This window comes from Agromyces humatus (assembly GCF_021228295.1).
GTDB classification, from domain to species: domain Bacteria; phylum Actinomycetota; class Actinomycetes; order Actinomycetales; family Microbacteriaceae; genus Agromyces; species Agromyces humatus.
Genome location: NZ_JAJQPD010000008.1, coordinates 1 through 26,190, shown reverse-complemented (window position 1 = coordinate 26,190; position 26,190 = coordinate 1). Strand labels below are relative to the sequence as shown.

25 protein-coding genes are annotated in these 26,190 nt (G+C 69.0%); 11 read left to right on the top strand and 14 right to left on the bottom strand.

Translation table 11 applies throughout. The features are described from left to right. Positions 1 to 102 precede the first annotated feature (102 nt). A complete protein-coding gene (locus LSF15_RS13875; protein WP_232499146.1) occupies positions 103 to 498 on the bottom strand; it encodes a hypothetical protein in 396 nt (131 codons plus the stop codon). An 84-nt stretch (positions 499 to 582) separates the two neighbouring features. Between LSF15_RS13875 and LSF15_RS13870 the strand changes: the two genes are divergently transcribed. Together LSF15_RS13870 and LSF15_RS13865 are read left to right on the top strand one after the other, a co-directional pair. Next, positions 583 to 1,095 carry an SRPBCC domain-containing protein gene (locus LSF15_RS13870; protein WP_232499145.1) on the top strand — a complete coding sequence of 171 codons (513 nt, stop codon included), beginning with the start codon at positions 583 to 585 and terminating at the stop codon, positions 1,093 to 1,095. A 70-nt stretch (positions 1,096 to 1,165) separates the two neighbouring features. Next, the gene (locus LSF15_RS13865; protein WP_232499144.1) at positions 1,166 to 2,287 is read left to right on the top strand and encodes an AI-2E family transporter; all 1,122 of its coding nucleotides are present in this window, start codon (positions 1,166 to 1,168) and stop codon (positions 2,285 to 2,287) included. A gap of 44 nt (positions 2,288 to 2,331) precedes the next feature. On the opposite strand, the gene LSF15_RS13860 is transcribed toward LSF15_RS13865, so the two are convergent. The 6 genes from LSF15_RS13860 to LSF15_RS13835 form a co-directional block, all read right to left on the bottom strand. Next, positions 2,332 to 2,889, bottom strand: coding sequence for an acyl-CoA thioesterase (locus LSF15_RS13860; protein ID WP_308188480.1), 558 nt, complete (start codon positions 2,887 to 2,889; stop codon positions 2,332 to 2,334). Between the two features lie 109 nt (positions 2,890 to 2,998). Beyond that, positions 2,999 to 3,643, bottom strand: coding sequence for a dihydrofolate reductase family protein (locus tag LSF15_RS13855; protein ID WP_232499142.1), 645 nt, complete (start codon positions 3,641 to 3,643; stop codon positions 2,999 to 3,001). A gap of 4 nt (positions 3,644 to 3,647) precedes the next feature. Next, the gene (locus tag LSF15_RS13850; RefSeq protein ID WP_232499141.1) at positions 3,648 to 4,814 is read right to left on the bottom strand and encodes a bifunctional 2-methylcitrate synthase/citrate synthase; all 1,167 of its coding nucleotides are present in this window, start codon (positions 4,812 to 4,814) and stop codon (positions 3,648 to 3,650) included. Between the two features lie 72 nt (positions 4,815 to 4,886). Beyond that, positions 4,887 to 5,810 (bottom strand): methylisocitrate lyase, encoded by a 924-nt coding sequence (prpB, locus tag LSF15_RS13845; RefSeq protein WP_232499140.1) that lies wholly within the window; start codon positions 5,808 to 5,810, stop codon positions 4,887 to 4,889. Next, on the bottom strand, positions 5,810 to 7,345 hold the full coding sequence (locus LSF15_RS13840) for an MmgE/PrpD family protein (protein WP_232499139.1): 1,536 nt from the start codon (positions 7,343 to 7,345) through the stop codon (positions 5,810 to 5,812). Before LSF15_RS13840 ends, prpB begins: the two co-directional genes overlap by 1 nt. Positions 7,346 to 7,372: 27 nt before the next feature. Beyond that, positions 7,373 to 8,041 (bottom strand): GntR family transcriptional regulator, encoded by a 669-nt coding sequence (locus tag LSF15_RS13835; protein ID WP_232499138.1) that lies wholly within the window; start codon positions 8,039 to 8,041, stop codon positions 7,373 to 7,375. Positions 8,042 to 8,197: 156 nt separating this feature from the next. Here LSF15_RS13835 and LSF15_RS13830 point away from each other — a divergent pair, with 156 nt between their 5' ends. Both LSF15_RS13830 and sufU read left to right on the top strand, forming a co-directional pair. Continuing rightward, positions 8,198 to 9,481 carry an aminotransferase class V-fold PLP-dependent enzyme gene (locus LSF15_RS13830; protein ID WP_232499137.1) on the top strand — a complete coding sequence of 428 codons (1,284 nt, stop codon included), beginning with the start codon at positions 8,198 to 8,200 and terminating at the stop codon, positions 9,479 to 9,481. Then, positions 9,478 to 9,942 (top strand): Fe-S cluster assembly sulfur transfer protein SufU, encoded by a 465-nt coding sequence (sufU, locus tag LSF15_RS13825; RefSeq protein ID WP_232499136.1) that lies wholly within the window; start codon positions 9,478 to 9,480, stop codon positions 9,940 to 9,942. The genes LSF15_RS13830 and sufU overlap by 4 nt, the downstream gene beginning before the upstream one ends. Here sufU and LSF15_RS19220 read toward each other — a convergent pair. After that, the gene (locus tag LSF15_RS19220) at positions 9,902 to 10,531 is read right to left on the bottom strand and encodes an ArsR/SmtB family transcription factor (protein ID WP_372460026.1); all 630 of its coding nucleotides are present in this window, start codon (positions 10,529 to 10,531) and stop codon (positions 9,902 to 9,904) included. The two genes, sufU and LSF15_RS19220, sit on opposite strands and share 41 nt — an antisense overlap. Before the next feature lie 152 nt (positions 10,532 to 10,683). Further along, positions 10,684 to 11,322: a LysE family translocator gene (locus LSF15_RS13820; protein ID WP_232499135.1), complete on the bottom strand. Its 639-nt coding sequence runs from the start codon at positions 11,320 to 11,322 to the stop codon at positions 10,684 to 10,686. Positions 11,323 to 11,361: 39 nt separating this feature from the next. Here LSF15_RS13820 and LSF15_RS13815 point away from each other — a divergent pair, with 39 nt between their 5' ends. Then, complete coding sequence (locus LSF15_RS13815) at positions 11,362 to 12,480, top strand: enoyl-CoA hydratase/isomerase family protein (protein WP_232499134.1); 1,119 nt, start codon at positions 11,362 to 11,364, stop codon at positions 12,478 to 12,480. Positions 12,481 to 12,489: 9 nt separating this feature from the next. Here LSF15_RS13815 and LSF15_RS13810 read toward each other — a convergent pair whose 3' ends face one another. Then, positions 12,490 to 13,029 carry a YbhB/YbcL family Raf kinase inhibitor-like protein gene (locus LSF15_RS13810; RefSeq protein WP_308188479.1) on the bottom strand — a complete coding sequence of 180 codons (540 nt, stop codon included), beginning with the start codon at positions 13,027 to 13,029 and terminating at the stop codon, positions 12,490 to 12,492. Between the two features lie 134 nt (positions 13,030 to 13,163). Here LSF15_RS13810 and trhO point away from each other — a divergent pair, with 134 nt between their 5' ends. After that, positions 13,164 to 14,063 carry an oxygen-dependent tRNA uridine(34) hydroxylase TrhO gene (gene trhO / locus LSF15_RS13805; RefSeq protein ID WP_232499132.1) on the top strand — a complete coding sequence of 300 codons (900 nt, stop codon included), beginning with the start codon at positions 13,164 to 13,166 and terminating at the stop codon, positions 14,061 to 14,063. Between the two features lie 116 nt (positions 14,064 to 14,179). Here trhO and LSF15_RS13800 read toward each other — a convergent pair whose 3' ends face one another. From LSF15_RS13800 to LSF15_RS13790, 3 genes are all read right to left on the bottom strand, one after another. Next, positions 14,180 to 14,854, bottom strand: coding sequence for a DUF2306 domain-containing protein (locus tag LSF15_RS13800; RefSeq protein WP_232499131.1), 675 nt, complete (start codon positions 14,852 to 14,854; stop codon positions 14,180 to 14,182). A gap of 288 nt (positions 14,855 to 15,142) precedes the next feature. Then, the gene (locus LSF15_RS13795) at positions 15,143 to 15,658 is read right to left on the bottom strand and encodes a hypothetical protein (RefSeq protein ID WP_232499130.1); all 516 of its coding nucleotides are present in this window, start codon (positions 15,656 to 15,658) and stop codon (positions 15,143 to 15,145) included. Beyond that, positions 15,655 to 16,539, bottom strand: a complete 885-nt coding sequence (locus tag LSF15_RS13790) for an LssY C-terminal domain-containing protein (protein ID WP_232499129.1) — start codon at positions 16,537 to 16,539, stop codon at positions 15,655 to 15,657. The genes LSF15_RS13795 and LSF15_RS13790 overlap by 4 nt, the downstream gene beginning before the upstream one ends. A 126-nt stretch (positions 16,540 to 16,665) precedes the next feature. Here LSF15_RS13790 and LSF15_RS13785 point away from each other — a divergent pair, with 126 nt between their 5' ends. The 5 genes from LSF15_RS13785 to LSF15_RS13765 all read left to right on the top strand — a co-directional run bounded on the left by LSF15_RS13785 (position 16,666) and on the right by LSF15_RS13765 (position 25,913). Further along, a complete protein-coding gene (locus LSF15_RS13785) occupies positions 16,666 to 17,445 on the top strand; it encodes a siderophore-interacting protein (RefSeq protein ID WP_232499128.1) in 780 nt (259 codons plus the stop codon). Between the two features lie 46 nt (positions 17,446 to 17,491). Then, positions 17,492 to 18,739, top strand: coding sequence for a cysteine desulfurase-like protein (locus tag LSF15_RS13780; protein ID WP_232499127.1), 1,248 nt, complete (start codon positions 17,492 to 17,494; stop codon positions 18,737 to 18,739). Positions 18,740 to 18,847: 108 nt separating this feature from the next. Then, complete coding sequence (locus tag LSF15_RS13775; RefSeq protein WP_232499126.1) at positions 18,848 to 19,600, top strand: MerR family transcriptional regulator; 753 nt, start codon at positions 18,848 to 18,850, stop codon at positions 19,598 to 19,600. Positions 19,601 to 19,985: 385 nt separating this feature from the next. Next, positions 19,986 to 24,584, top strand: coding sequence for an alpha-N-acetylglucosaminidase TIM-barrel domain-containing protein (locus tag LSF15_RS13770; RefSeq protein WP_232499125.1), 4,599 nt, complete (start codon positions 19,986 to 19,988; stop codon positions 24,582 to 24,584). A 72-nt stretch (positions 24,585 to 24,656) separates the two neighbouring features. Then, a complete protein-coding gene (locus tag LSF15_RS13765) occupies positions 24,657 to 25,913 on the top strand; it encodes an ROK family transcriptional regulator (RefSeq protein WP_308188478.1) in 1,257 nt (418 codons plus the stop codon). A gap of 67 nt (positions 25,914 to 25,980) precedes the next feature. Here LSF15_RS13765 and LSF15_RS13760 read toward each other — a convergent pair. Beyond that, on the bottom strand, positions 25,981 to 26,190 hold a 210-nt coding region (locus tag LSF15_RS13760), incomplete at its 5' end, for a hypothetical protein (protein WP_232499123.1).

The following is a 26,190-nucleotide window of genomic DNA, read 5'->3' as shown; positions in this document are numbered from 1 at the left end:
TTCGGCGGCAATGCCGCCACACCCTCGATCGCGCGCCCGACCGACTCGGATGCGGTCACCGAAGAGCCCGGCCGCGAACAGGGCGCCGAGAAGACCAGCCGCCTAGAAGACGAACAGCTGCCCCAGCACGAGCACCGCGATCAGGAACAGCGCCACGACGGCACCGATGACCGTGAGCGACTTCGCCGAGAGCCTGGCCACGCCGTAGCCGACGAGGAACGGCAGCGCGAGCAGGAAGATCGTGACGATCCACCAGAACGCCTGATACCCGCCTTGCGTCGCGTCGGAGAGCCGGCCGGCGAAGAGCTGCTGCGTGTGCGGGTTGGTCGCGAACGCGAACGCCGCCGACAACGGAACGGCGATGACCGCGAACACGATGAGTCCGGCGAGCGCACCCCAGAGGCCGGACTTGCCCTCGGTGACGTTCATGGTCTCTTCGTGCGCCTGACCGCTCGACGGATGATTCGGCTTGCGCTTCGCGCCCCCACTGGAACCCATGGCGACACTCTAGTGAGGCCCGTCGCTCTAGAGATAGGCACCGCACCGCATTAGCCTGAAGTGACGAGCGACAGGGAGGCGAAGATGACCGCGAAACCGACCGGACACTACGTGCTGAAGGTCGACGGCCTGTACCTGCAGTTCGATCGGCTGTTCCATGCGCCCATCGAAGACGTGTGGTACAGCCTCACCAACCCGAACGCCATGAAGGCGTGGATCGGCACGTACACCGGCACGCCCTCCTCGGGCGGCGTGCGCTTCCAGATGACGGCCGAAGAGGGCGACGCCGAGTGGCAGAACGTGAGCATCCTCGAGTGCCAGCGACCGTACCGCTTCACCGCAGACTCCGGCTCCGGGCCGACCGGCATCCGCGTCTTCTGCCACCTCGTCGAGGGCGGCGGCATGACCACGCTCACCCTCGGCCAGCGCATCAAGGACGCGGCCGAGGCCGAGAGCATGGGCCCCGGCTGGGACTACTACCTCGATCGGCTCATCGCGGCCCGCTCCGGGGCAGAGCTCCCCGTGTGGGACACCTACTATCCCGTTTTCGCACCCCACTACCGCGAGTTGACGGTTCCGAGCAGCGCCAAGGCCTGAGCCCGGCATCGATGATGCCGACGATGCGGATGTCCCGACCACGCGACATCCGCCCCTCTAGACTGACGCCGTGAAGCGCATCGAGCGACGTGCACGCGAGGCCGAGCAGGCGACGACCGACCGCCCCGGCCGCCCGGGGCGCGCCGCTGACTTCATGGCGAACCGGCCGTTCCAGTGGGCGTTCGTCGCGACGCTCGGCGTGGTCGTCGCGCTCGCGCTCACCGCCGCGTTCGCGAGCATCTCGAGCGTCGTGTTCTCGGTGCTCGCTGCGGCGTTCATCACGCTCGGCCTCGACCCGCTCGTGCGCTGGTTCGAGCGCCGCGGCATGAAGCGCGGCGTCGCGATCGTCACGGTGATCATCCTCTTCATCCTGGTCATCGCCGGCATGCTGTGGCTCGTGCTGCCGCTCGTGATCTCGCAGGCATCGCTGCTCATCGACTCGCTGCCGCAAATGCTCGCGAACATGCGCGAGCAGGAGTGGTTCCAAGAGGCGTCCTCGGGCACGGGCGGGGTGCTCAGCACGATCTACACGTGGATCACCGGCCTGATCAGCGATCCGAACTTCTGGGCGACGATCGGCGGCGGAGCACTCAACATCGGCCTGGCGATCGTGGGCGGCCTCTCGAGCGCGTTCTTCATCTTCATCCTCACGATCTACTTCACGGCCACGCTCGACGTATCGAAGGCGGCGATCTACACGCTGATCTCGGCCTCGCATCGTGAGCGGGTCGTCGGATACGCCGAGCGCATCATGCAGAACGTCGGTCGCTACCTCAGCGGCATGGTCGTGCTGGCGTTCTTCAATGCGACGTACAGCCTGATCCTGCTGTGGCTCGTGCAGGTTCCATTCGCCCTCGTGATCGCGGTTGCGGCGTTCTTCATCACGCTCATCCCGCTCATCGGCACCGTGCTCACGACCATCGTGATGACGGTGCTCTCGCTCTTCGTCTCGCCGCTGGCGGCGCTCATCGTGCTGGTCGCGATGCTCATCTACATGCAGGTCGAGGCCTATGTGCTCACGCCGAAGGTCATGAGCAAGGCGGTGCAGGTCCCCGGGTCGATCGTGCTCATCGCCGCACTCGCGGGCGGCACCCTCGCCGGCCTGCCCGGCGCTCTTGTCGCGATCCCGGTGGCGGCCGGCATCCTGCTCATCATCAAAGAGGTCGTCGTGCCGAAGAAGGCGCTCTCGTAGGCGTCGGTCGAGGAGGCGCGCAGCGCCGGTATCGAGACCCTCCCTCAGTGCCAGACCGACGGCGCTTCGGCACGGGTCGGCGGCAACGCGACATCCGTGCCCCACCGCTCGAGCCATTCGGGGATGCCGTGCGCCTCGGTCACGCCGAGCGCCTCGACGATCTCGCTCATCGGCACGGTGCCGCCCGCCTTGCGCAGGAATCGGGCCCGGATGAACCCCGTCGCGTACACCTCGGGCTGGCCGCCCGGGCCGGGTCGAACGAAGCGCTGCTCCATGTAGACCGCCTTGTCGTCGTGCCCGACGAGCCGCGACTCGATCGTGAACCGCTGCCACAGGCCCAGCGACTTGCGGAACGTGATCGTCTCGCTCGCAACCACCGGGTACCAGGCCTTGTCGCGCATCATCTGCCAGACGCCGTTGCGCACGAGCATGTCGAACCGCGCGACATCCATGATCGAGAAGTACACGCCGTTGTTCATGTGCCGGTTGATGTCGAGGTCGGTCGGCAGGGTGATGAAGTTCGTGCGGGCGACCTCGTCGTGCGCGAGGTCGGGCTTGCGGCGCGCGAGGAACAGCACGTGCAGCAGCGTGCGGAAGATCATGTGCATAGTCCACGACTGTATGCCGGAATCGTGGTCGTTTCCTCAACGTTGGCACATCACCACAGCGGCGATGCGGATGCCGCTGGCCGCGGTTGTACGAACGCTCGCGTCACCCGGCCGAGCGCAGCACCCGGTAGCGCAGGTGCGTCGCGAGCGCACCCTGCTCGACTGACTCGGGGCCGAGATCGACCCGATGCCCCGACGCGTCGGGGAACAGTCTCGACCCTCCGCCGAGCAGGAACGGCGCCAGGTGCAGGCGCACCTCGTCGACGAGGTCGGCGGCCAGGGCCTGGCGCGCGACATCCGCACCGCCCATGATGCAGACCGATGCCGCACTCGCGGCCGCACTCGCCCGCCCGACCGCCTCGCGAACCCCGCCGGTCACGAACTCGTAGCGCGAGCCGCCGCGCGAGAACGGCTCGCGTTCGCGGCTCGTGACCACGAAGCACGGCCGACCCCCGAACACGGGATCGTCGCCCCAGGGCCCCTCGCCGACGTCGAACGTGCGCCGGCCGATCACGAACGCGCCGGTCGACTCGAACATCGCCGCGCGGGCGCGCCGGTCGACCTCGTCGGATTCGCGGTCGTCGACGCCCGAGCGGTCGTCGCGCGGCGCGGCGCCTGAGAAGACGGAGTTTCGGAGCCACTCGTGCACGCAGTCGCCGTCGATGCCGAGCGGCCGCTCGAGACTCACGCCCTGCCCGGCCGTGAACCCGTCGAGGGTCATCGACATCTCGAGGAACACGTGCGACATGGCGTCAGTCCTTCGTGGGGACGTGCCGTTCGTCGTGGCCGTTGTAGACCGAGAGCGGCCGGATGAGGGCGTTCGCCGCGGCCTGCTCCATGATGTGCGCCGTCCACCCGGTGATGCGGCTCGCGACGAACAGCGGGGTGAATGTCAGGGTGTCGAATCCCATCAAGTGGTACGTCGGACCGGCCGGGTAGTCGAGGTTGGGCTTGATGCCCTTGCGCTCGCCCATCGCCTGCTCGAGCGCGACGTACAGCTCGAGCAGGTCGGGCCGGTCGTAGTGCTCGACCATGCGCTCCATCGAGTCGCGCATCGTGGGCACGCGCGAGTCGCCGTTCTTGTAGACCCGGTGCCCGAAGCCCATGATCTTGCGCTTCTCGGCGAGGGCGGTGTCGAGCCAGGCCACCGCGCGCTCGGCGCCGCCTTCGCCCGCGCCGATCTCTTCGAAGGCGTGCATGACCGCCTCGTTGGCTCCGCCGTGCAGCGGACCCTTCAACGCCCCGATTGCCCCCACTACGGCCGAGTAGAGGTCGGCGAGGGTGCTCGTGATGACGCGCGCGGTGAACGTGGACGCGTTGAACGAGTGCTCGGCGTAGAGGATCATCGACACGTCGAACGCCGTCACCACCGGGAGTTCCGCCGCCTCGCCGAATGTCTGCCAGAGGAAGTTCGCCGAGAAGCCCAGGTCGTCGCGGGGCTCGACGAACTCGAGGTCGTGGCGGCGCCGCTGGTCGTAGGCGACGATCGAGGGCAGCTTCGCGAGCAGCCGCAACGACTTGTCGAGGTTCGCCTCGGGTGAGTCGTCGGGCGTGGCCGGGTCGCTCGCGCCGATCACCGACACGGCCGTGCGCACGACGTCCATCGGATGTGCCGTGAGCGGCAGTTCGTCGATGATGCGCTTGACGTCGTGGTCGAGGCCGCGCAGCGACCGCTCGCGCTCCTCGAACGCGGCGAGCTCGGCGTCGTCGGGCAGCTCGCCGTGCCAGAGCAGGTAGGCCACCTCCTCGAAGGTGCACGACGCGGCGAGCTCCTGCACGGGGTACCCGCGATAGAGCAGCGAGTTGGTGTCGGGGTTCACCTTCGAGACGGCCGTGTAGTCGACCGGCACACCGGCCAGGCCCTTGTAGATCATCGGGGTCGGCGCCGCGGTCTGCGGTGCGGTGCTCTGCTCGGCCATGTGTGCTCCCTTGCTCGTGGCGTGGTCTCGATGCGGCGCTGGCGCGCTGGATCTCGATACGGCGCTTCGCGCCTACTCGATCCGGCGCTCAACCGGCGTCTTGGTGACGGTGAAGTTGAAGATCGACGTGTCGAAGTGGTTGTAACCCTCGTAGTCGATGAGCTCGTAGAGGTCGGCACGGTGCTGCATGTCGCCGAGCTTCGCCGTGAAGCTTCCGGATGCCTCGAGCTCGTCGAGCCCGCGAACCGCGGCCCCCATCGCGAGGCGCAGCAGCGACACCGGCCAGATGACGATGTTCATGCCCACATCGGCGAGCTGGCGCACGGTGAACAGGTCGCTCTTGCCGAACTCGGTCATATTCGCGAGCAGCGGCACGTCGACCGCAGCGCGGACCGCGGCGAACTCCTCGAGCGAGCGCATCGCCTCGGGGAAGATCGCGTCGGCGCCCGCGTCGACGAGCGCTTTCGCGCGGTCGACTGCGGCCTGCAGGCCGTCGACCGCGGCGATGTCGGTGCGCGCCATGACGAGGAAGTTCGGATCGCGGCGCGCGTCGACGGCGGCACGGATGCGCCGGAGTGCGGTCTCGTCGTCGACGACCTGCTTGCCGTCGAGGTGACCGCAGCGCTTGGGGTTGATCTGGTCTTCGATGTGGAGCCCCGCGAGCCCCGCGTCCTCCATCTCTTGAACCGTGCGTGCGACGTTCATCGGCTCGCCGAAGCCGGTGTCGGCGTCGATGATCGCGGGCAGCTCGGTCATCCGCGCGATCTGCTTGCCTCGGCCGGCGACCTCGGTGAGCGTCGTGAGGCCGATGTCGGGCAGCCCGAGGTCGGCGCTGAGCACCGCACCCGAGATGTAGACGCCCTCGAAGCCCTTCTCACCGATGAGCCTGGCACTCAGCGGGTTGAACGCGCCGGGGAACCGCATGATCTCGCCGGTGGCGAGTCGTTCGCGGAACCGTCGCCGCTTCTCGGCCGCAGGGGTCGTGGAATACAACATCAGAAGAGCCCCTCGGGGATGTCGACGCCGGTGAGCGCCCCGGGGGCGACGGTGAAGGTGAGGCCGGCGAGCTCGTCGGGGCCGAGCTCGGGCAGGCGCTGGGCGACGTCGAGGAACCGTTCGATCTCGGCCTCCTCGAGCGCCCACTCGGCGAGCGTGCGGAACTTCGCGACGTACTGCTCGCGGGCGAACGGGCGGGCGCCGAGCGGATGCGCGTCGGCCACGGCGATCTCGTCGACGATCTCGCCGCCGTCGGCGAGCTTGATCACGACGCGGCCGCCGAAGGCCTTCTCGCTGATGTCGTTCGAGTGGTAGCGGCGGGTCCACTCGGGGTCTTCGACGGTCGACACCTTCTTCCACAGCTCGACCGTGTCGGCACGGTGTGCGCGCTCGGGCGAGTACGAGTCGGCGTGGTGCCACGAGCCGTCTTGCAGGGCCACCGTGAAGATGTAGGGGATCGAGTGGTCGAGCGTCTCGCGCGAGGCATCGGGGTCGAACTTCTGCGGGTCGTTCGCGCCCGACCCGATGACGTAGTGGGTGTGGTGCGAGGTGTGCAGCGTGATCGACTCGATGTGGTCGGAGTCGAGGATGAGCGGATACTCGGCGTGCAGCTTGCGGGCGAGGTCGATCCAGGCCTGCGCCTGGTACTCGGCCGAGTGCTCCTTGGTATAGGAGTCGAGGATGGCGCGCTTCGCCTCGCCCACGTCGGGCAGCGGCACCTCGTAGGCGCCCTCGGGCCCGTCGAGCAGCCACGCGATGACGCCGTCTTCACCCTCGTAGATGGGCACGGGGCTCGTCTCGCCGCGCATCGCGCGGTCGACCGCCTCGACGGCCATCTTGCCCGCGAAGGCGGGGGCGTGCGCCTTCCACGTCGAGATCTCGCCCTTGCGCGACTGCCGGGTCGCGGTGGTGGTGTGCAGCGCCTGGCCGATGGCCTGGAAGATCGTCTCCTGATCGAGGCCGAGCAGCGTGCCGATGCCGGCCGCGGCCGACGGCCCGAGGTGGGCGACGTGGTCGATCTTGTGGGCATGCAGCGAGATCGCCTTGACGAGATCGATCTGGACCTCGTAGCCCGTGGCGATGCCGCGCACGAGGTCGCGCCCGGTGAGCCCGCGCTTGGCCGCGAGGTGCTGCGCGACCGCCGCGATCGGCGGGATGTTGTCGCCCGGGTGCGAGTACTCGGCGGCGAGGAAGGTGTCGTGGTAGTCGAGCTCGCGCACCGCGACCCCGTTGGCCCATGCGGCCCATTCGGGCGAAGTGTGGCGCGCCGCATCGGCACCGAACACGGTCGCACCGTCGCCGCCGATCGAAACCGGGTGCGACAGCGCCTGGCTGCGGGCCGACACGACCGGCCGGCGGGCGACCGACGCCGCGGCCACCGCGGCGTTGTCGATCACGCGGTTCACGACCATGTCGATCACGTCGTCGTCGAGCTCGACCGGGTCGGTCGCGACGCCAGCGAGCTGCCAGGCGAGCTGGCCCTCTCGGGCGAGGTTCTCGTCGCTGCGATGCGTACGAACGTGGTGCAGATGCATGGTGGACCTTTCTCGGTGTTCCATCGGTCAGGCTACGCGGTGCCCGTCGGGCTGACGAGCCTCGATCGAGGCGAGTGCGTGACGAAGGCTCATGTGCAGGTGCACGTGAGTGGCATGCGCTGCGAGCGACGCGTCGCCGGCGATGATCGCCTCGACGATGAGCAGGTGCTCGGATGCCGCAGCGCGAAGTCGCTCGGGATGCTGGCGTGCGAGCCGCCGCACACGGGCCGAGTGCAGGCGAGCGTTGCGGAGGGCGCCGATGAGCAGCGGGTTGGCGACCGCGGCATCGAGTTCGGCGTCGAGCGCGTCGACCGTGTCGTAGTAGTCGCGCAGGCCGCCCTCGTCGCCCGAGGCGAGCTGGCCCGGCGAGAGCTGCAGTCGGCTGCGCAGTCCCTCGAATCGTTCGGGATCGCGGCGCATCGCGGCGAGGCGGGCGGCCTGCTCCTCGAGCGCTTCGCGCAGTTCGTAGAGGGCGGTGATGCTCGCTGCCGAAAGCTCGCTCACCTGCAGCACGCGCGGCGACGCGGCCGTGGCGAGACCGTCGGCTTCGAGCCGTGCGAGTGCTTCGCGCACGGGAGTGCGAGAGACGCCGAGGCGGTTGGCCTGCTCGACCTCGGCGAGCGCGGTGCCGGGCGCGAGCACCCCGTCGAGGATCTCCTCGCGGAGTGCGCGGTAGGCGCGATCACTGGCTCGCATCGGTCCCCTTCTTCCTCTTTATGTATACACTGTGGCGGCTTGAGTTGCAATCCGAGCCCCGCCCCCACTGCTGTGTATACACAGACCGCTTGACGGTGGCGGCTGATCGCTCCCGGCCCACACCCACCCATCCGTGGGACGATTGAAGGGATGAGCATGAGCGACCTCCGCCGCGACTTCCCGGCCTTCGACCGGGCGTCCGGCGGCAGCACCCCCACCGCGTACCTCGACTCCGCCGCCACCTCGCAGCGACCGCGCCAGGTGCTCGACGCCGAGCGCGAGTACCTCGAGCACCACCTCGCACCCGTCCACCGCGGCGCGAGCGCGGCGGTCGGCCACTCGACCACGCTCTTCGAAGACGCCCGGGCCACCGTCGCCCGATTCGTCGGCGCCGGCGAGCGCGAGATCGTGTGGACCGAGAACGCCACCGACGCCATCAACATGGTCTCCCTCGGCATCGCCGACGCGAGCGCGGGGCTCGGAGGGGCATCCGCTCGCTCGCTCGCACTCGAACCCGGCGACGAGATCGTTATCACCGAGGCCGAGCACCACGCCAACCTGATCCCGTGGCAGCGCCTCGCAGCCAAGACGGGCGCGCGGCTGCGTGCGGTGCGCGTCGACGGGCACGGCCTGTGGTCGATCGACGACCTCGCCGCCGAGCTCGGCGACCGCACCCGCATCGTCGCCGTCGCCGAGGTCTCGAACGTCACGGGCTACCTCGCACCCGTCGCCGACGTCGTGTCGTTGGCGCACGCCCGCGGCGCCCGGGTCGTGCTCGACGCGTGCCAGTCGGTGCCGCACCGTCCGACCGATTTCGGCGCGATGGGCGTCGACTTCGCCGCGTTCTCGGGCCACAAGATGCTCGGGCCGAACGGCATCGGCGTGCTCTACGGCCGCGAAGAGCTGCTCGACGTACTCCCGCCGGCCCGTACCGGCGGATCGACCATCACGCGCGTCACGCTCGAGACCGCCGAGTTCCTGCCGTCGCCGCACCGCTTCGAGGCGGGCACGCAGCCGGTGTCGCAGGCGGTCGCCCTCGCCGAGGCCGTGCGGTATCTCGAGGCGATCGGCATGGACGCGATCGCCCGGCACGAGTCCGAGCTCGCCGCGCGCATCGTCGAAGGGGTCTCGGCGCTGCCCGGAGTGCGCATCATCGGCCCGGGTGTCGGCGTCGAGCGCGCGGGGCTCGTCGCGGTCTCGGTCGACGGCGTGCACGCCCACGACGTCGGCCAGTTCCTCGACGAGGCCGGCATCATCGTGCGCGTCGGTCACCACTGTGCGCAGCCCCTTCACCGCGCACTCGGCATCACCGCGTCGACGCGAGCCAGCGCCCACGTGTACACCACCGACGACGAGGTCGACCGGTTCGTCGACGCGCTCGCCGGCGTGCGTGGATTCTTCGGCGTCTCGGATGCCCCGGCCGCGGCGGTCATCGCATGAGCGGACTCTCGGGGCTCTACCAAGAGATCATCCTCGACCAGGCGAGGGCGAGGCACGGCGACGGCCCGCTCGACCACGCCGACGCCGAGCACCACGAGTTCAACCCGACGTGCGGCGACGAGTTGACCATGCGCATTCGCCTCGACGACTCGCATGCTCGCATCGCCGAACTCGCGTGGCAGGGCGACGGCTGCAGCATCTCGATGGCCTCGGCCTCGACACTCGCCGAGCTCGCCACCGGTCGCGACGTCGATGAGGTGCGCGAACTCATCGACGGGTTCCGGGCCATGCTGCGCTCGCAGGGTCAGGGCGAGCCCGACGAAGAACTGCTCGGCGACGCGATCGCGTTCCACGGCGTCTCGAAGTACGTCATGCGCGTCAAGTGCGCGATGCTGGGCTGGGTCGCGCTCGAGGCGTGCCTCACCGAGGCCGGATCGCCGACGCACCCGGCGGTCGAGTAGGCGCGCCGGCCCACCCGCCGGCTCCTCGTAGGCGCGCCGGCCGACCCGCCGGCTCCTCGGGCGTCCGGCCCTGGCGCTGGCACCAGGTCCTTCGAATTCCGTATGCCAGTTCCCCCTCACGCTGAGACGGAACTGGCATACCGGTTCTGCACAGGTCATGAGGTGTCTCGATGATCGCGCTGGAGTAGAGGCAGGCGCTCACGTGTCGAATTCGTCGCGCCCGCGCAGTCCCTTGCGACCCGCGCGATGCGCGTGCGGCGTGCGTGACGGCGTCACCGGCGGAATGGGCATGCGGCCGACGTTGGAGCCGTACCTGTGATCCCAGAGCAGGAACAGGGCGCCGACCCGCGTGGTCGAGTCGTTCGAGGAACTCCTCGTCGAGCATGTACCAGCGCTCCTGGAGATCGTGTCGCACCGTGACAACCTGCTCATCGCGAAGAATGCGCAGGTGATGCCAGACCGCCGAGCGTGATACCCCGAACTCGACGGAGATCACGTCGTTCAGGTTTCCGACCGTGTGCTCGCCGACCGCGAGTACCTCGATGATGCGCCGCCGCACCGGCTCGGCGACGATCTCGAATACGTGCATCATGCCGGCAGGCTACGGCGTCTCGCCGGTGCGCCTCGAGCGAAGGCCGGGCACGGAATGGAGAGGGGGCGGGTCGGGTGTGTGGAGGACGGGTCGCTGGTGCGGGGTCTCGATAGGGTGCTGGCGCGCCTACTCGACAGGCGAATGGGCGATCAGTGCTTGTTGCCGCTGAGCGCGAGCACGCCGCCGAGGCCGATCATCATGACGCCGCCGGTGGCGGCGAGGTGGGAGGCTCGACGCGGGGAACGGCCGAACCAGTCGCGCGCAGCGCTCGCAGCGAGCGCCCACACCGAGTCGCAGATGAGTGCGAGCACGATGAACACGACGCCGAGCTCGAAGAGCTGCAGCGGGATCGACCCGGCGCTGAACGACACGAACTGCGGCAGCACCGCCACGAAGAACGCGATCGTCTTGGGGTTCGTGACGCCGACGACGACGCCTTCGCCGAGCTGGCGCCAGTGCGAGCGCGGCGGCGCCTGCCCGTTGACGGCGTCGGCGGCGTCGGCGCGATGGCGGATCGCCTGCACCCCGAGGTAGACGAGGTACGCGGCGCCGACGAACTTGATGATCGTGAAGACGATCACCGACTGGGCGACGAGTGCGCCGACCCCGAGTGCGACCGCGGCGACGAGCGGCACCATGCCGATCGCATTGCCGACCACGCTCAGCAGCCCGCCGAGGCGGCCGAGCGCGAGGGAGCGCCCGATCACGAACAGCACGCTCGGACCGGGAATCACGATGAGCACGACCGAGGCGATCACGAACGCCCACAGGATCTCGACTGGCACCATCTGAGCAGGTTAGCCCCGATGGGCGCTACGGTGGCACTCGTGAGCGACCACATCTCTGCGACCGTCGCCGACGGTGTCGGCCATGTCACGCTCGATCGTCCCCAGGCACTCAACGCCCTCTCATTCGAGATGATCAGGGCGCTCACCGTGATCTTCGACGCCTGGCGCGATGACACCGAGGTCGGCGTCATCGTGCTCGACGGTGCCGGCGAGCGCGGGTTCTGCGCCGGCGGCGACGTCCGCGAACTCTACGGCTACGCGACCAATGACGCCCATGCCGAGGCGCACGAGTTCTTTCGAACCGAGTACCGTCTCGACGCGGCGATCGCCCGGTACCCGAAGCCGGTCGTCGCGATCATGGACGGCATCACGATGGGCGGCGGCATCGGACTCGCCGGCCACGCGTCGATCCGCGTGGTCACCGAACGCTCGCGTGTCGCGATGCCCGAGACGCGCATCGGGTTCACGCCCGATGTCGGCGGTTCGTGGCTGCTCGCGAAAACACCTGGCGAGCTCGGCGTGCACCTCGCCCTGAACTCTCGCACCATGGACGCCGCCGACGCGCTGCACGCCGGCTTCGCCGACGCGTACGTGCCCTCCGAGCGCCTGCCGCACCTGTTGCAGGCCCTCGCCGAGCGGGCCGACCCCGGCACCCCCGCCGAGATCGTCATGCTCTTCGACGAGACCCCTGGGCCGTCGGCGCTCGCGCTCGCGCGCGACTGGGTCGACGCCTGCTACTCGGCGCCGACCGTCGGCGAGATCATCGCGCGCCTGCGCGCGTTCGCCGAGGGCAGGCCCGATGCCGGGTCGAGCGCGTTCCCGCGACATCCGCTCGACCCTGGCGCGTTCGCCTACGCTGCCGCAGCGGCCGACGAACTCGAGGCGCTCTCGCCGACCGCGCTGGCGGTGACGCTCGAATCGGTGCGACGGGCGCGCACGCTGCCGCGACTCGAGGACGCGCTCGAGCAGGAGTTCCGCGCGGTGACCTGGTTCATCGAGCAGCACGACCTGCACGAGGGCATCAGGGCCCAGGTCATCGACAAGGACCGGCAGCCGCGGTGGAATCCGCCCGAGCTGCACGACCTTCCGCCGGGGCTCGTCGCCCGCGTGCTCGACGAGCAGCGCTTCGACCCGGTGTGGCCGGCGTCGGTCGAATAGCCGCCGAGCTCAGTCTGGGTGGATCGCGGTACCCGTGAGCACAGCACGGGCGAGGCCGTGGAAGAAGCACTGCGCGCCGAGTACGGCGGCGGTCGCGTCGGGATCGATCGACAGGCGGGCCCGGTCGAGCGCGTGCACGACGAAGATGTAGCGGTGCACGCCGGTGGCCGGCGGCGGGCTCGATCCGACGTACCGGCGCTCGCCGTCTTCGTTGCGCAACACGAGAGCGCCGTGCGGCAGCTTCAGGCCGCCCGGCTCGCCGGCATCGGCGTCGAGACTCGTCACCGTCACCGGAATGTTCGCGACGGCCCAGTGCCACCAACCCGATCCGCTCGGAGCGTCGGGGTCGAAGCACGACACCGCGAAGCTCTGCGTGGCAGCCGGAAAGCCCCACCACGACAACTGCGGTGAACGGTCGCCGGCGCCGCGCCCGGACGCGCGAAGCGGCAGCGGCAACTCGTCGCCATCGGCGAAGTCGGCGCTCGTGAGCGTGAATGCCGGCATGGGCTTCAGCGCCTGCAGCGCTGCGTACGGGTCGTAGTCGAGCATCATCGGCCTCCTCGATCAGTCTCAGCGTATTGCCGATCCGTGAACACAAGGGGTCTCGATAGGCGCGCTTCGCCCCACTCGACCGACGCAGCGGCACACGGCAATCACGCGGCATCCGCTCGTAGAATCTCGGGGTGCCGCTCGCGAAGATCCTGCTCTACTACGCCTTCACGCCGCTCGCCGACCCCGACGCGGTGCGGCTGTGGCAGCGCGACCTCGCCGAATCGCTCGGGCTGCGCGGGCGCATCCTCATCTCGCAGCACGGGCTGAACGGCACCCTCGGCGGCGAGATGACCGCGCTCAAGCGTTATGTGCGCAAGACCCGCGAGTATGCCCCATTCAGGAACATCGAATTCAAGTGGAGCGCCGGCAGCGGCCTCGACGACACCGGTGCGAGCCTCGACTTCCCGAAGCTCAGCGTCAAGGTGCGCGACGAGATCGTGTCGTTCGGTGCGCCCGGCGAGCTGCGCGTCGGAGACGACGGAGTGGTCGCCGGCGGCACGCGACTCTCTCCCGACGACCTGCACGAACTCGTCGCCGAGCGCGGCGACGAGGTCGCATTCTTCGACGGGCGCAACGCGCTCGAGGCGGCGATCGGCCGGTTCCGCGGTGCGATCGTTCCCGACGTCGAGACGACCCGCGACTTCGTGGAACTCCTCGACTCGGGCGAGTACGACGACCTCAAGGGGCGCCCGGTCGTCACGTACTGCACGGGCGGCATCCGCTGCGAGGTGCTCTCGAGCCTCATGGTCAGCCGCGGCTTCGGCGAGGTCTACCAACTCGACGGCGGCATCGTGCGCTACGGCGAACAGTTCGGCGACGACGGCCTCTGGCAGGGGTCGCTCTACGTGTTCGACAAGCGCGGTGCGATCGAGTTCAGCGACCGCGCCGAGGTCATCGGCTCGTGCGTCGTGTGCGGCACACCAGCGAACCGAACGGCGAACTGCGCGGATGCCTCATGCACGACCGAGCGCGTCGTGTGCGGGTCGTGCGACCTGCCGCCGTGCGCGGCACACGCGTCGCCGGCCGAGTAGCGACGGAGGCGGTGGGTCGAGGAGGCGCGCCAGCGCCGTCTCGAGACCAGCGAATCGAGACCCCGTGGGCCGGTCGCGCGAACAGCGCACGAGGTCTCGATACGGCGCTCGCGCGCCTACTCGACCACCGGCTCGAGCGCGGCGCGCCGCGGCAGCCCGTCCTCGTTCGGGCGCCACCACAGCCACAACTCGCCGGCGACGACATGCATCGAGAGCCCGAGCCAGAACGCGGGGGCGAAGCTCTCCTCAAGGGAGAGGATCTGGAACCCGGCGAAGATCCCCACCCAGATGCGGATCATGCCGACGCCCAGCCCCACCGCGAACGCACGGATCATCCACCGCCGATGCATCCGCACATCGCCGCCGCGGATGGCGCGATAGGCAAGCGCAAGCGAGACGAGGAACCACGAGCCGAACACCGCCGCCGCGAGCGACTGCCACGCGCCGCCGTACGAGAACGGAACGCCGAACCCGAGCGCGAAGACGCCGCTCACCAGCCCGAGCGTGAGCAGCACGCGTCCGAACCGACGGTGGAACGCGAAATGCCGCTCGCGGAAGCGGCGCCACAACTGCAGCGGCGCGCCGATCAGGTAGAAGACGCCGGGAACGATGTGCAGGTAGGCGAGCCACGGGTTCGCGACGTAGCGGAGCTCGAACGTGTCGCCCTCGGCCGCGGTGCCCGTCACGATGAGCGGACCATCGGTGCCGACCCGGATGCCCGCGAACACGAGGACGACCGCGATCAGCAGGAAGATCGCGGCCCAGACCAGCATGTCGATCGCGCGCGCCACCGCCCACCCCATCCGACGGGAACCTGAGACCCGTCGCCGCGGTCAGAGTACTCCCCGTGGCCCATCACGACCACCGTGAAGCTGGGCACCGCCGTCATCGCCACCGGGTCGACGTCCGCCACAGTCGTCACGTAGGCGAGCGCCGACGCTGGTTGAGCGCGAGCGACGCGCTGCACACGCTGCAGGTCGAATAGCGACGTAGGCGGCGGGTCGAGGAGGCGCGCCAGCGCCGTCTCGAGACCAGCGTATCGAGACCCGTCGCGTGATCTCGATACGGCGCTGGCGCGCCTACTCGACCGACGACGCGCGGCGCGGCCGCCTCGCGTACGCGCGCGCCGCACGGCTAGACAGTGCGAGCAGCACGAGAATGTCGAGCGCGAGCGTCACGAGCGTCGTGCGGATCGTGATCTCCTGACCGGCGGCGTAGTCGATCCACGAGACGACGATGCTGAGCGTCGCGAAAATCATGAGGGTCAGCCGGGCCGCGTTGCTGCCGCGGTACACCGCGAACGCGAGCAGCAGCTGCACGAGCAGCACGACCGCACCGACCACCAGGATGAACCCGAGCACCCCGTACGACGCGACGCCCTCGGCCGACTCGGGGTCGATGCCGCCGTCGTCGGCGAGCACCTGCTCCCACTGGGCGGCGAGCGCGACGAGCCAGACGATGCCGGCGATCACGCGCAGCACCACGAGCACGGCCCCGGCTGCGGTCGGGCCCGGCCGCTTCATGTCGGGCGTCGCCTCCACGGGCCGCACGAGCTCGGCCGGCGGCTCGAACGCCGCACGCTTGTCGACGTTCATACGCCACCACCCTGCGCCGGCGCGACGGGCGCGGCCGGGACATCCGACACATCGATCACCGGCAGGTCGCCGTCGGTGCGGATCGAATCCCCGCCGCCGTTGCGGGAGTGATACCCGGTCGCGAAGTCGGCGAGCACGTGGACGCGCGCATCGGGGTTTCCTCCCAGCACGGTCGCGACGATGTGATCGCGCTCGACGTCGGTGTCGGCGTCGATCTTGTGCGTGACCTGCAGGGTGAACAGCGAGAAGCCGACGGCCCGGTCGAACGTGCCGGCAGCGAGCCAGTCGACCCGGCGCCCACCCGGCAGCAGCCAGCCGTCGGGCGTGCGCCAGAACCGCACGTGGTGGCGCTTGGCCGGGTTGCCCTCGACCTCCTGCTGGTAGGCGAAGTCCTGCTGCCGCCCGAACAGGAACAGCGGGCTCACCGGCGCTTCGTCGTAGCTCATGCGGGTGACGGTCGAGGTCACGATGCGCCAACTCGAGGCGAGCGACAGGTCGTCGGCGCGGGTCCAGCCGGCGGCGAGCATCGCCGCGTGCACGGATGCCTCGGGCCCGTCGACCGCGAGATTCACCGGGTCGCCCAGCAGGCCGTCACTGGTGCGGGCACGGCCGATGAAGTAGTCGGGCACGTAGATCGTGGTGAGGATGCGGTGCAACCGCGGGAGTACGAGGTACGCGAGCACGAGCCAGAACACCACGAAGAACGCGATGCCCCACCAGCCGAAGCCGAACGACTCGGTGAGCACGAGCCACGCGAGCCACACCGAGGCGACGCCGGCGAACACGAAGAAGAATCCGTCGAGCGCGGCGTTCAGCGAGAACCGGCGCGCGCGCGGCGGCTCGTCGATGGCAACGGATGCCGCGACCGGCGTCTCCCCCATGTCGGCATGCTACCGCCGGCGGGCAGTCGCGCCGGGGTCTCGGATTAAGCTCGTTGTCTTGGGCACGCCTCATCGCCCGGCAGCGTGGCGTCATCCCCACCTCCTTCCCTACCTGATCGGAACACCATGCCGTTCTCGCTCGCCCGCCGCCCGTCGGAACTCGTCTTCCGCCCGGTCCGCCTCGTCGAACGCCGATTCCTGACGTCCGACTACGTGCGCGTGCGTCTCGAGGGCGACGCGCTGCGCGGCTTCGACTCGCTGGGCGCCGACGACCACATCCGGGTGTTCTTCCCGGCCGCCGACGCGGGCGACATCGCGCCACTCACCGTCGACGAGTTGCGCGCGTCGCCCAACCGCGAGTACACGCCGCTCGCGTGGGACGCCGAGGCCGGCGTGCTCGAGCTCGAGTTCCTCGTGCACGGCGACGAGGGCATCGCCGGACGCTGGGCGGCCGACGCCCCCATCGGCGCCTCGGCCGGCGTCGGCGGCCCGCGCGGCTCGCTCGTGCTCGAGGGCGAGCCCGACGCGTGGCTGCTCGCGGGCGACGAGACGGCGCTGCCCGCGATCCGCCGCCACGTCGGCAGGATGTCCCGTACCGCGATCGGACTCGTCGTGATCGAGGCCGCCGGCGACGGCGCCGACTACGAGCTCGACACACCCGACGACGTGCGGGTCGAGTGGCTGCGACGCGACCCGGCCGCCCCGGCCGCCGTGCTCGGCGAGCGGCTCGCCGCGCTCACCGCCGACGACCGGCCCACGGGCGACGTGTTCGCGTTCATCGCCGCCGAGCAGGCGATCGTGAAACCGGGGCGGGCGCTGCTCGAACGGTGGTCGATCGACGCCGACCACGCGGTGGTCAAGGGCTACTGGCGTCGAGGTGAAGCCGAGTACCACGCGCCGCACTGAGCGGCGTAACCGAGGGCGGGCGTCGCCGATCGCTAGGCTTTCCGCCATGGCCTACGACGTCGCGCGCATCCGATCGATGTTCCCCTCGCTCGAGAGCGGGTGGGCCCAGTTCGACGGCCCCGGCGGAACGCAGACGCCGCGAGTCGTCGGCGAGGCCGTGGCATCCGTGCTCACCGGCCCGCTCTCGAATCGAGGCACGACCGGCGAATCCGAGGAGCGCGCCGAGGCGGCCGTGCACGGATTCCGCCTCGCGATGGCCGACCTCGTCAACGGGCACCCGCGCGGCATCGTGCACGGTCGCAGCGCCACGCAGCTCGCCTACGACTTCTCGCGCATGCTGTCGCGGGGCTGGGGCGAGCGCGATGAGGTCGTCGTCACGCGGCTCGACCACGACTCGAACGTGCGACCGTGGGTGCAGGCCGCTGAGCGCGTCGGCGCCACGGTGCTCTGGGTCGACTTCGACCCCGAGACCGGCGAGCTCGCGACCGCCGACATCGAGGCGGCCCTGACCGATCGCACCCGGCTCGTCGCCGTGACCGCTGCGTCGAACCTCATCGGCACGATGCCCGACATCCCTGCGATCGCGAACGCCGTGCACGCGGTGGGTGCCCTGCTCTACGTCGACGGGGTGCACTACACCGCGCACGAGCTGCCCGACATCGACGCGCTCGGGGCCGACTTCTTCACGTGCTCGCCCTACAAGTTCCTCGGACCGCACTGCGGCGTGCTCGCCGCGCAGCCCGAGCTGCTCGAGATGTTCATGCCCGACAAGCTGCTGCCGGCGACGAACGCCGTGCCCGAGCGGTTCGAGTTCGGCACGCTGCCGTACGAACTGCTCGCCGGCGCCACCGCGGCGGTCGACGTGCTCGCCGGGCTCGCGACGTCGGGCGATTCTTCGGGCGAGGCGGGAGAGTCGTCGGGCGCATCGGATGTCCCGGGCTCGCGCCGCGCGCGGCTCGCCGCCTCGTACGCGGCGCTGCACGAGCACGAGGATGTGCTGCGTGCGCGCATCGAGGCCGGACTTGCCGAACTGCCCGGGGTGACCCTGTGGTCACGCGCCTCGCGCCGAACACCGACCCTGCTCACGACATTCGCCGGCCACGCGGCATCCGACATCACCGCGCGGCTCGCCGAGGGCAGGGTGCTCGCACCGTCCCACAACTTCTACGCGCTCGAGGCGTCGCGCCGTCTCGGACTCGGCGACGAGGGCGGGCTGCGCGTCGGGCTCGCGCCCTACACCGACGCCGACGACGTGGAGCGCCTGCTCGACGGGCTCGCAGCAGCGCTCGCCTGAGCGTCATCTCGACCGCGAACTCGGCTGGCCACCCGGTCGCGCGGCCGAGATCACTCCGCGATCCTTCAGCACGAATCGGTACGGTAGGTTCCATCGAGGGAGTCGAACGTGGCCTGGAGTACGCGTGAGCTCGCCGATCTGGCGGGGACGACGGTGAACACTATCCGGCATTACCACCGGTTGGGTCTGCTCGACGTGCCTGAGCGCAGGTACAACGGGTACAAGGAGTACGAGGTACGGCATCTGGTGTGCCTTCTGCGTATCCGACGTCTGGTGGATCTGGGCGTGCCGCTGTCGCAGATCGGAGATGTCAGCGCGGGCGGGGGCGGCACGCCGGATGCGCTGCGGGAACTCGACGCAGAGCTGGCGGCGAGGATCGAACGCCTGCAGCAGGCGCGATCGGATATCGCGGTCATCCTGCGCGACAACGCTCCGGCTGACGCCCCCGCCGGCTTCGAGTCTGTGGCGTCACGGCTGTCCGAGACCGACAGTTCGATCATCCACATCTACAAGCAGTTGTACGACGAGGACGCAATTGCCGATGTGCGGAAGATGGTGGAGGCCGACACCGACGCCGTCGGCGCTGACATCGACGCACTCCCCGCGGATGCGGACGAAGCGACCAGGCAGCAGCTCGTCGAACGGCTCGCGCCGATTCTCGCGCGGAACCTGATCGACTACCCCTGGCTGAGCGATCCGGCGGCGCACCTGTCGACGAGCAAGCACGTCACGCAGCAGACGCTCGTCGAAGTGATGGTGGAACTGTACAACCCTGCTCAGCTCGACGTGCTCGCCCGTGCGAGCATCCTCGCCCGCGAGCAGCTCCCCAGTGCACTTGATGAGCACGGGGACGCCGGCTGACGTCCATTTCGCGCAGGACTCGACCCTGTCCTGAGAACACGGCTTCTCCTGGGGATCAGTCGAGACAGACACTCGTCGTCCTTCTGAGCTCCCGCGCCCGCACCGCCGTCGTGAACCGCCGGATCGGCGACACCGGCGAGAGACGAGCCGAAGGGAACCACGGGACGAATCCACCGTCGCCCCGAACCGTTGACAGCCTCGGAAGGCTCGGTTAGAGTCGCACGAAATAAAAAGTTTGGCAATTGAACTAAACCCGATCGCTCTGGTGCCCTCGGTCGCGCTCGGGCGAACACACACGCCCACCCGGTCGAATCGGAGCTTGCACATGCGCGAACTTTCCTCATCCTGGTCACCCTCCCGTCGGGGCCGGTTCCTTGCCGTGGCGATGCTCGGCATCGCTCTCATCGCAGGTCCCCTCATACCTGTCGCTGCGTACGCCGACGAATCCGATGACGCCGCGAGATGGGACTTCAGCGGCGGTGCGGCGTCCGACGTCTCCTGGCATGGGCACGACGGCACAGCTGCCGCGGGCGTGTCATTCGCGTCGTCCGGTGCCGTCTTCAACGGGACGGACAGCGGGGAGATCACCGTCGAATACGCCGCGAGCTACCAGCCCGAGGCCGCTGGCGACCACGGCACGTGGCGGCTCGAGCTCGACGACGTGACGCCGGCCGTCGTCGGCGGCACGCACCGAACGATCATGGGTACTCGCGGTGCCGACGACGGCTGGGCCGTCTACCTCACCCCCCAGAAGCAGATCGAGTTCTGGATGGGGCAGAAGAGCGGCAGCACGAAGTACCTCGCCGTGTCATCCGGCGTCGTCGCCGCAGTCGGTGCAACCTACGACATCACCGTCGAGCGCACGGGCAACGACGTTTCCATCGCCGTCACGGGTGCCGGCACCGGCACGGGCAAGGCGGTGCTCGGCGGTGGCTACAGCGCCGTCACGGACGGGACCAAGCTGCGCTTCGGCAACGGCGGCAATAGCGGCACGGAGTTCTTCTACTCGGGCTCGATCCGCGGCGCGACCGTCCGCATCGTCCCGCCCACGGGCGAGCCACCCGTCATCGACCCCGAACCGCCCATCACGCTGCCGACGCCCGAGTTCCCGCTCACAGACGACGAGTACGAGACTGCGGCCGGAGCGGTGCTCGCCCGATCGATCGGCGACGCCGCCGACCAGGTCGACTTCGACCTCGAGCGCTCGGCCGACGGTGTCGAGGAGTACACCATCTCCGGCAGCGCCGGCAACATCGACATTCAGGCGACCACCCCGTCCGCGCTGACCGCCGCGGCCGGGTGGTACCTCAAGTACGTCGCTCACGCCGCGGTCAACCTTGGAAGCACCCGACCCGCCGTTCCCGACGTGCTGCCCGCTCCCGAAGCGCCCATTGCCAACACCGGCCACGAGGGGTACCGGTTCGCCATGAACGACACCAACGAGGGCTACACCGACCCCTACCTCGACTGGGACGGCTGGGAGCGACTCCTCGACAACCTCGCGCTCCACGGCGTCAACCAGGTCTTCCTCAGCATCGGCACCGACGCGGTGTTCGCCGAACTCCTCACGGAGTACGGCTACTCGGATGCCGAGGCCCGGGCGTGGATTCCGCAGCCCGCTCACCAGCCGTGGTGGGTTCTGCAGAACATCTCATCCGAGGGTCAGGAGCCGATGACGACTGCACTGCTGGAGGAGCGTGCCAGGCTTGCCTCGCTCATCGTCGAACGCGCGGACGCGCTCGGGATCACCCCGGTCCTACCGGGGTACTTCGGCACCGTCCCGACCGACTTCGCCCAGCGCAACCCTGGCGCGAACGTCGTCCCCCAGGGCACCTGGAGCAACTACCAGCGTCCGAGTTGGCTCGATCCGACGACCGAGTTGTTCGCGGACGTCGCCGCGGACTACTACCGCATCTCGAGCGAACTCATCGGGGATGCAGGGGCCTACAAGATGGATCCGCTCCATGAGGGCGGCAAGCCCGGCAACGTCTCCGTTCCTGATGCTGCGTCCGGCATCGAGGACGCCCTCCGCGACGCACACCCCACCGCACTGTGGGTGCTGCTCGGCTGGCAGAGCAACCCGACTTCAGCGCTGCTTTCCGGCGTCGTCGACAAGAACCGACTGCTGATCGTCGACGGGCTCTCGGACACCGTGGGGACGCTGAACCGCGAGACACGGTGGCCCGGGATCCCCTATGCGTTCGGCTCGATCTACAACTTCGGCGGCAACACGTCCATGGGGGCGATCAGCACCGTGTGGATCGATCGATACTTCGCGGCCCGGGCGAAGGCCGACTCGGCGCTCTCGGGCGTCGCCATCCTGCCCGAGGGCTTCTACAACAACCCCGCGGCGTACGAGCTCCTCTCCGAACTCCCCTGGCTCGACACGGCCCCGGACCACACCGAATGGTTCCGCGAGTACGCGATGGGTCGCTACGGCACGGACGCGGGGGCGGCGGCGTGGAAGACCATCGCCGAGACCGCGTACTCGATGAAGCCCATCGGCACCCACAGCGAGTCCCACGATGGATTGTTCGCAGCGCAGCCGAGCCTCACGACAACGAAGGCGCGCTCGTGCTGTGCCGTGGGCGAAGTACGTTACGACCTCGCCAAGTTCGCAACGGCGTTGCCGCAACTGGTCGCCGCGGACGGCGACGTCATTCAGCGCGCGGCCTACGAGTACGACCTGACGGACGTCACGCGTCAGGTGATCGCGAACCTCAGCCGTGACCTGCTCCCGCAGATCAACGCGGCCTACCAGGCGCGGAACCTCGAGGAGTTCGATTCGCTCACGAAGACCTGGATGGACCTCATCGCGCAGCTGGACGCAGTGCTCGCGACCGACTCGGAGTTTCTGCTCGGGGCGTACGTCGATCGAGCTCACGCGCAGAACGGCGCGATCGGCGCCTATGATCTCCAGAACCTGCTGACGACGTGGGGGACGAAAGCGAGCTTCTCGCTCCACGACTATGCGAACCGTGAGTGGCAAGGGCTCGTCGGCGACTTCTACGCCTCCCGTTGGCAGCAGTACTTCCAGACGCTCCGGGTGGCGCTCGTTCAGGGTGGATCGCCGGCCGCGATCGACTGGTTCGAAGTCGATGAGGCGTGGGCGCGCGGCGACCACGGCTACCCCTCCACGCCGAGCGGCGACATCGTCACCGAGGCGCGCAAGACGATCGATTCGCTCGCGAAGGGGAGCGTGTCACTCAGGCTCACCGCACCGACCATCCGCCCGGGATCGACCGGCACCGTGACGGCGAGCGTGCAGAACACGTCGCCCCTGACGACGGTCGATCGCGTGGTGCTGACTCTGGACCTACCCGAGGGTGTCCTGGTGTCAGGCTCGGCGGAGACGACCCTGGCCGACCTCTCCCCCGGCGAGACTCGCACCACGACCTGGGATGTGACGGTGGACGCAGTGAACCTGCAGGGTGCGGTCGCCGACGTGGGAGTCGACGCACAGGTGATCACAGGTGACTCGGAGGAGACGAAGTCCGCGTCGGCGATCGTGCTCGTCGGAGGACCCCCCGGCGATCCGTGGCTGACACACTCGACCGAGACCGTCAGCGACTTCTCGGCCGGCGGCAACCAGTTCGCGATCCGCACGACGGGTGCGGACTTCTCCAGGACGACCCGCCGCTTTGCAGCGGTGTTCCGCGACGACGCGTTCGGGAACGGCCAGACGGCCGAGGTGCACGTCGACCTCCAGCAGAGCGAGGGCGCTCGCCCGTGGGCTCGTTCGGGCATCGTCGCGAGCGCCGATATCACGAAGGGGACATCGGCGATCGCCCTGCTCTCCCTGACGCCCGCGAACGGTTGTGTGCTCACCTGGAACGGATCTTCGAGCGGTTCGCTCGACACGCACCGGTACGCACCCGAATTCTCGGGTTCGGTCTGGCTGCGACTCACCCGCACTGAGGTCGGATTCGAGGGCGCGTGCAGCGCCGACCGCAAGGCCTGGACGGTGCTCGGGATTGCGACCCCGGCCGGCCTCACCGGCCCAGCCGACACGGGGATGCTTGCCTCCGCGGTGAACTCCGGCGGAAGCGACCGAGTCGTGGCCGCGTTCTCGGGGTGGTCGCTCCGCGACGCTGCGACGGTGCCGGGTGCGCCGGATGCCCCGACCGCGGTCCAGGCCGGCGATACCTCGATCGCGGTGAGCTGGGCGGCCCCCGACGACGACGGGCGGAGCCCTGTCACGGGTTACCGCGTCTACGAAGCGGGCGCCTCGACGCCGGTGTGCGAGGTCGATGTCGCAGTCACGACATGCACCGTCTCCGGTCTCGAACTCGGGAGCTCGCATAGCTACGAGATCGCGGCCGTCAACGGTGTCGGCGAGGGCACGCGTTCGGCAGTGAGTACACCCGTGACGCTGCCCGATGTTCCGTCGAACGATGGAGCGGTGGCGCCGCCGGTGCCGGGTGTGCTCTCGTCGGACAACGGTTGGGACACGGGTCTGCACGACGGCGAGTTCCGCATTACCTGGAACAACTGGTGGGGTGAGAACGCCTCGCTGTTCCAGCTCTACGAGAACGGTGAGCTCGTCTCGACGAAACACCTCACCGCGGATGGCCGGCGTGCGCAGGCGGCGAGCGTCGATATCTCGGGGCTCTCGAACGGCCAATACCGATACGTCGCCGTGTTGAAGAACTCCAAGGGGCGTTCGCAGTCCGTCACGCTCGTCGTGAACGTGACCGATGCGAACCCGGGAAAGCCGGTGCTCTCGTCTGACAACTGGGATCGTGACGGTGAGTACACGGTGTACGCCGACCTCTGGTGGGGAACGAACGCGACCTCGTACCGGTTCCTCGAGGACGGTGTGGAGATCGGCTCGGGCACATTGACGGCGGTGACGCCGCATGCGCAGAGGGCGAGCGTGCGCGTGACCGACCGGATGCTCGGCTCCCACGTGTACACGGTCGAGTTCCGGAATCAAGCCGGGGCGACGACGAGTGCACCGATCATGGTGCTCGTCGCGAAGTAGGTTGGGCAGGGGGATGGGCGGTCGTACGCGACCGCCGATCCTCCTGCCCGTCTCGGAGCACGAGCGGGAGGCATGCAACCCGTGCCATATGCGCGGAATCCGTTCGGACGAAACCGAGGACAAGTCATGACGACGGACAGAGATCTTGACGGTCTCCGCGAAGCTATAGGACGAACGATGAAGGCCGAGGACGGAACGCGAGCGGGAGCGGGAGCGGGAGCGCCGCATCTGACGCCGTTTGAGATCCGGCGCGAACTCCCCGGGAGCAACCATTCGCGTCTGCTCCAACTCTTGCACGAGAGCGGCGATCTCTCCCGTGCAGACCTTGCGCGGGCCGTGGGGCTCACGAAGGCCACGGTCTCGTCATTGATCGCCGAAATGATTCGAGAGGGGCTCGTCGTCGAGACGCGCCAGCGCGCGGTCGACGGGCCCGGTCGCCCCGCAGTAGATCTGAACATCGATCGGCTGAACTGGTTGGTCGTCGCCGTGGACCTGTCTCCCGACCGTGAACTCCGCGGGGCGTTGATCGACCTCGCGGGGAACGTGCACGTGAGGGAGTCGATCGCGACCGAGGGTGCGCTCGGGGATGCGGCACTGCAGAAGACGATCGAGCTCATCGATCGGCTCATTCTCCGCGCCGACCGACGGATCCTCGGGGTGGGCGTCTGCGCCCCCGGCACTGTCGACAACGAGGGTCGCGTGCTCGCGTCGCACAACCTCGACTGGGTCGGTCTCCCGCTCAAGGCGGAGATCGAGCGGCATACCAACCTGCCGACCTGCGTCGCGAACGATGCGAATGCCGCTGCGCTCGCCGAGCGTGACCTCTATGCGTCGGAGGAGGATCTGATGCTCGTCAAGATCGGATTCGGTGTGGGCGCGGGCATCATCACGAATGGTCAGCTCGTCCAAGGGTCGCGATTCACGGCGGGCGAGATCGGCCACGTCGCCGTCGGCGGTGATGGCGGCCCGAGGTGCGTGTGTGGTCGTGAGGGATGCTTGGAGGCGACCCTGTCGCTCCCACGGCTGGTTGCCCGGGTCGAAGAGTCGCCGGATGCGGCTCGAGAAGGTGTGCTCCGCGATGCGGGGGAATGTCTCGCGATCGTTCTGGCGCCGCTCGTCGGCTCGCTGGGTCTCGAGGCGGTCGTGGTGACCGGGTTGATCGATCCGTTCGTCGAGCCGATCCTCTCCTCCACACGAGACGCGCTCCGCGCGCGGCTCGCGGCGGAGGTCGTCGATTCGCTCGACCTCCGCGTGAGCGAAGTCGGCGACGACCTGGTCCTGCAGGGTGCGATGAGCCTCGTGGCGAGTGCCGTTCTCGGCATCCAATGATCGCGGTCGGGGTCAGCGAAGTTCGTGCTTGACGCGCGGACGATGCGCCTATAGTTTAGCAGCCAAACTAATAGCAGTTCCGGTTGCTTCGCTCGCGACAATGCAGTCCCATCGTGCAGGATTCACGGGACTGTGCTGGCTGATGCAGGCCGTGCTGCTCACGTTGGGGTACCGAGACGCGGTGCACCATCCACCAGAGTGAGGAAGCATCCATGAAGAAGTCTCTGCGCTTGGGCGCCGTGGTGGCGCTTGCCGCCACGGCCTCGCTGACGCTCGC

Bases quoted from the DNA above. Each gene is read 5' to 3' on its own strand.
- LSF15_RS13875 (WP_232499146.1), bottom strand. From the start codon at position 498: ATGGGTTCCAGTGGGGGCGCGAAGCGCAAGCCGAATCATCCGTCGAGC.
- LSF15_RS13870 (WP_232499145.1), top strand. From the start codon at position 583: ATGACCGCGAAACCGACCGGACACTACGTGCTGAAGGTCGACGGCCTG.
- LSF15_RS13860 (WP_308188480.1), bottom strand. From the start codon at position 2,889: ATGATCTTCCGCACGCTGCTGCACGTGCTGTTCCTCGCGCGCCGCAAG.
- LSF15_RS13855 (WP_232499142.1), bottom strand. From the start codon at position 3,643: ATGTCGCACGTGTTCCTCGAGATGTCGATGACCCTCGACGGGTTCACG.
- LSF15_RS13850 (WP_232499141.1), bottom strand. From the start codon at position 4,814: ATGGCCGAGCAGAGCACCGCACCGCAGACCGCGGCGCCGACCCCGATG.
- prpB (WP_232499140.1), bottom strand. From the start codon at position 5,810: ATGTTGTATTCCACGACCCCTGCGGCCGAGAAGCGGCGACGGTTCCGC.
- LSF15_RS13840 (WP_232499139.1), bottom strand. From the start codon at position 7,345: ATGCATCTGCACCACGTTCGTACGCATCGCAGCGACGAGAACCTCGCC.
- LSF15_RS13835 (WP_232499138.1), bottom strand. From the start codon at position 8,041: ATGCGAGCCAGTGATCGCGCCTACCGCGCACTCCGCGAGGAGATCCTC.
- LSF15_RS13830 (WP_232499137.1), top strand. From the start codon at position 8,198: ATGAGCGACCTCCGCCGCGACTTCCCGGCCTTCGACCGGGCGTCCGGC.
- sufU (WP_232499136.1), top strand. From the start codon at position 9,478: ATGAGCGGACTCTCGGGGCTCTACCAAGAGATCATCCTCGACCAGGCG.
- LSF15_RS19220 (WP_372460026.1), bottom strand. From the start codon at position 10,531: ATGCACGTATTCGAGATCGTCGCCGAGCCGGTGCGGCGGCGCATCATC.
- LSF15_RS13820 (WP_232499135.1), bottom strand. From the start codon at position 11,322: ATGGTGCCAGTCGAGATCCTGTGGGCGTTCGTGATCGCCTCGGTCGTG.
- LSF15_RS13810 (WP_308188479.1), bottom strand. From the start codon at position 13,029: ATGCTCGACTACGACCCGTACGCAGCGCTGCAGGCGCTGAAGCCCATG.
- LSF15_RS13795 (WP_232499130.1), bottom strand. From the start codon at position 15,658: ATGAACGTCGACAAGCGTGCGGCGTTCGAGCCGCCGGCCGAGCTCGTG.
- LSF15_RS13790 (WP_232499129.1), bottom strand. From the start codon at position 16,539: ATGGGGGAGACGCCGGTCGCGGCATCCGTTGCCATCGACGAGCCGCCG.
- LSF15_RS13785 (WP_232499128.1), top strand. From the start codon at position 16,666: ATGCCGTTCTCGCTCGCCCGCCGCCCGTCGGAACTCGTCTTCCGCCCG.
- LSF15_RS13780 (WP_232499127.1), top strand. From the start codon at position 17,492: ATGGCCTACGACGTCGCGCGCATCCGATCGATGTTCCCCTCGCTCGAG.
- LSF15_RS13770 (WP_232499125.1), top strand. From the start codon at position 19,986: ATGCTCGGCATCGCTCTCATCGCAGGTCCCCTCATACCTGTCGCTGCG.
- LSF15_RS13765 (WP_308188478.1), top strand. From the start codon at position 24,657: ATGCAACCCGTGCCATATGCGCGGAATCCGTTCGGACGAAACCGAGGA.